The sequence below is a fragment of the Polaromonas sp. P3_C2 genome (assembly GCF_056402675.1).
The window spans coordinates 1-4,047 of the sequence record NZ_JBFUGX010000386.1 but is presented as its reverse complement, the minus strand read 5'-3'; the positions used below and the strand labels follow the sequence as shown (position 1 = coordinate 4,047).

Here is a 4,047-nt window from a genome sequence, read left to right as displayed (position 1 = left end):
TGCTTTCGACCGTGACTTCGCCTTCGAGCAGCAGCACCATATAACCGGTATCGCTCTTGTCCCCTTCGCGGATGAAGGTCGTTCCCTCGGAAATCCTGCGCGGCGTCATATAGCTGACGACGGTGAAAGCCTCTTCGGGCGTGAGCTGCATCAGGGCGGTTGGTGCAATCAGCAGCCTGGCGGCAAGCTCGGCCGTGCTGGAGCCTTCAATGGCCCGCATGCGGTCTTTGGGACGCATGGACTCGGGCGCATCGGGCGTTCCCTTCTGTTTTCTGCCGAACAGGTTTTCAAACATGGTGGCTCCGGCTATCCCCTGGACTTTTGTTGGTATCTCTTGCCATTGGCGCAAGGATATGGCGCGGGCGGCGTTCAGCCCTTAAAATGATGGTAACCCAAGGAGCGTTGCAGCGAACACAAGCGTTCGTCAGGCTTGGGTTACAGGCGGCGGCTTCCGGCGGCCCCTGCAGCAACGACGCTCACCTTTGCCTCAAGGTGAGTCCGTGTCTGAAACTGAATCTTTACCCAATGTCCCCCCCATGAAGCTGTCCGGCCTGGAGCCGGTCGCCATCGGCGCGGGCACGCTGTTCGTCAATATTGGCGAGCGTACCAACGTCACCGGCTCCAAGGCCTTCGCCCGCATGATCCTCAACGGTGAATACGAGCAGGCGCTGGCCGTGGCCCGCCAGCAGGTCGAAAACGGCGCGCAGATCATCGACATCAACATGGATGAAGCCATGCTCGACAGCCAGGCCGCCATGGTGCGTTTCCTGAACCTGATCGCCAGTGAGCCCGACATCGCCCGCGTGCCCATCATGATCGACAGCTCCAAGTGGAGCGTCATCGAAGCCGGCCTGCGCTGCATTCAGGGCAAGGGCATCGTCAACTCGATCTCGATGAAAGAGGGGCTGGAGCCCTTCAAGCAGCAGGCCAGACTGCTCAAGCGCTATGGCGCGGCGGCAGTGGTGATGGCTTTTGATGAAAAAGGCCAGGCCGACACCTATGAGCGCAAAGTCGAAATCTGCGAGCGCGCCTACCGCGTGCTGGTCGATGAGCTGGACTTTCCGCCCGAAGACATCATCTTCGACCCGAACATTTTCGCGATCGCCACCGGCATCGAAGAGCACAACAACTACGCGGTCGATTTCATCAACGCCACGCGCTGGATCAAGCAGAACCTGCCGGGCGCCAAGGTCTCTGGCGGTGTGTCCAACGTGTCCTTCAGCTTTCGCGGCAACGACCCGGTGCGTGAAGCCATCCACACCGTGTTCCTGTACCACGCGATCCAGGCCGGTATGGACATGGGCATCGTCAACGCCGGCATGGTCGGCGTGTATGACGACCTCGATCCGGTGCTGCGCGAGCGTGTGGAAGACGTGGTGCTCAACCGTACACCGGCCTACAAGTCCGGTGAGCCCGAACTCACGCCCGGTGAGCGTCTGATCGAAGTGGCCGAGACCGCCAGGAGCGGCGCCAAGGACGACAGCAAGAAGAATGAATGGCGTGCCCTGCCGGTGCGCCAGCGCCTGTCGCACGCGCTGGTCCACGGCATGAACGAGCACATCGTGACCGACACCGAAGAGGTCTACCAGGAGATCCTTGCAGAGGGCGGCCGGCCGCTGCATGTGATTGAAGGCCCGCTGATGGACGGCATGAACATCGTCGGCGACCTGTTCGGCCAAGGCAAGATGTTTTTGCCCCAGGTCGTGAAAAGCGCCCGTGTGATGAAGCAGGCCGTGGCGCATCTGCTGCCCTACATCGAAGCCGAAAAGCTGCTGCTCGAAGCCGCCGGCGGCGACGTCAAGACCAAAGGCAAGATCATCATCGCCACGGTCAAGGGCGACGTGCACGACATCGGCAAGAACATCGTGACGGTGGTCTTGCAGTGCAACAACTTTGAAGTCGTCAACATGGGCGTGATGGTGCCCTGCCATGAAATATTGGCGCGCRCCAAGGTTGAAGGCGCCGACATCGTCGGCCTGTCGGGCCTCATCACACCCAGCCTGGAAGAGATGCAGTACGTCGCCGCCGAGATGCAGAAAGACGATCACTTCCGCATAAAAAAAATCCCGCTGCTGATAGGCGGCGCCACCACCAGCCGCGTGCACACGGCCGTCAAGATCTCCCCGCACTACGAAGGCCCGGTGGTGTATGTGCCCGATGCGTCCCGCAGCGTGAGCGTGGCGCAAAGCCTGCTGTCCGACCAGGCCGCCAGATACATCGAAGAGCTGTATACCGACTACGACAAGGTGCGCACCCAGCACGCCAACAAAAAGCAGGTGCCGATGTGGCCGCTGGCCAAGGCCCGCGCCAATCCCACGTCAATGGACTGGGCCCACTACACACCGCCCGTGCCCAAGTTCATTGGCCGTCGCGTGTTCAAGAACTTCGACCTGTCGGAGCTGGCCCAGTACATCGACTGGGGTCCTTTCTTCCAGACCTGGGACCTGGCCGGAGCCTTCCCGGCCATCCTGAAGGACGAAGTCGTGGGCACCGAAGCTGTGCGCGTGTACGCCGACGCCCAGCGCATGCTCAAGCGCCTGATTGAAGGCCGCTGGCTCACCGCCAACGGCGTGATGGCGCTGTACCCCGCCAACAGCGTGGGTGACGACATCGAGATCTACACCGACGAGTCGCGCAGCGAAGTGGCCATGACCTGGTACGGCCTGCGCCAGCAAACCGAAAAAACCGCGATTCACGGCGTGATGCGCCCCAGCCGTTGCCTGGCTGATTTTGTCGCGCCCAAGGTGCTTGCTCCTGAATTGATAGCTGCTCGCGCTGAATATACGGGCGCTGCAGGCCAAAATGCCTCACAAATTCCGGACTACATCGGTCTTTTTGCCGTCACGGCAGGCATTGGCGCCGAGAAAAAGGAAAAGTACTTCCTGGATGACCACGACGATTATTCGTCCATCATGCTCAAGGCGCTGGCTGACCGCCTGGCCGAAGCGTTTGCCGAAAGCCTGCACCAGCGCGTACGCAAGGATTTGTGGGGCTATGTGCCGGCCGAGTCACTGGACAGCGAGGCGTTGATCGCCGAAAAATACCAGGGCATACGCCCGGCGCCAGGCTACCCGGCCTGCCCGGACCACAGCGTCAAGAAAGAAATGTTCGAGCTGCTCAAGGCCGAAGAGGTCGGCATGGCCCTGACCGAAAGCCTGGCCATGACGCCGGCTGCCAGTGTGAGCGGCTTTTACCTGAGCCACCCCGAGAGCACCTATTTCAACGTTGGCAAAATCGGCGACGATCAGCTGCAGGACCTCGCGCAGCGGCGTGGTCTGAAAGCCGGGGAATTGCAGCGCCTGCTGGCACCCAATCTTTAAGAGCCACTAATGAAACTCGAAGCGCTGCGGCAGGGATCAGGCGCCACGATCGGCGGCTTTTGCAATAGTGGTACATGCCTTAAAAAATGAAGTGGCAGATGGACAAGCAGCTTAAAGAGTACCTTGCGATCGTATGGAAGAAGAATTCAGGCGAGCCGGGCGTGCATGAAACGTTCTACGCACATAGCTATGAAGAAGTAAAGACAATGCTTGCAGAAAAGTACGGCGACGAGACAATAGTTTCCCTTACCGATGTTGAGGCCGCTGCCCGGCCACGTTAAGGTCGATGTCATTGGGGCAAATGGGAGTGATACGGAAATTCACTTCCACCGAAAACCCTCTTGGCGTTGTGCGCCGCCTTCCGCGGACCGTTTCGCTGGATTCTGTGGGCGTCTCCAGGAACAACAGGCCGCGTTACCGTTGCAATTCGCGTTTACGGCGACTTTGCCGGAGAATAACCTGCGTTTACATAAATACACAGCTGCCTGCCAAAGCATGTTTACCTTCGCGGCATGGGAAACGTTGAACAACGACAGATGAAACCCCGTTGCGGGACCAATTGATTTCACAGAGGGAAATGCCATGAACACATCCACCGAAAATCTTCAGCCGGGCCAGCAGGCCCCGTCGGCCAGCAAGCCCTTGTGGGCGGCCGTCGGCATACTGGGAGTGGCCGTCCTGGCCATGGGCGGGACCATGATTTACCAGATGCGTAACCCGGTTACGG

3 protein-coding genes and 1 riboswitch are annotated in these 4,047 nt (G+C 59.8%); of the genes, 2 read left to right on the top strand and 1 reads right to left on the bottom strand.

All coding sequences use genetic code 11. From position 1 onward, the window contains the following. On the bottom strand, nucleotides 1–295 hold a 295-nt coding region (locus AC1DWI_RS15550; RefSeq protein ID WP_477725162.1), incomplete at its 3' end, for a cyclic nucleotide-binding domain-containing protein. A gap of 93 nt (nucleotides 296–388) precedes the next feature. Beyond that, nucleotides 389–485, top strand: a riboswitch (S-adenosyl-L-homocysteine riboswitch). Between the two features lie 15 nt (nucleotides 486–500). On the opposite strand from AC1DWI_RS15550, the gene metH reads away from it, so the two are divergent. Together metH and AC1DWI_RS15540 are read left to right on the top strand one after the other, a co-directional pair. Next, nucleotides 501–3,320 carry a methionine synthase gene (metH, locus tag AC1DWI_RS15545; protein WP_477725161.1) on the top strand — a complete coding sequence of 940 codons (2,820 nt, stop codon included), beginning with the start codon at nucleotides 501–503 and terminating at the stop codon, nucleotides 3,318–3,320. Nucleotides 3,321–3,418: 98 nt separating this feature from the next. Further along, nucleotides 3,419–3,601, top strand: coding sequence for a hypothetical protein (locus tag AC1DWI_RS15540; protein WP_477670303.1), 183 nt, complete (start codon nucleotides 3,419–3,421; stop codon nucleotides 3,599–3,601). Nucleotides 3,602–4,047: the final 446 nt, after the last annotated feature.

What these genes read in the sequence shown, in the direction of transcription:
- AC1DWI_RS15540 (WP_477670303.1), top strand. Translation starts at nt 3,419, where the DNA reads ATGGACAAGCAGCTTAAAGAGTACCTTGCGATCGTATGGAAGAAGAAT.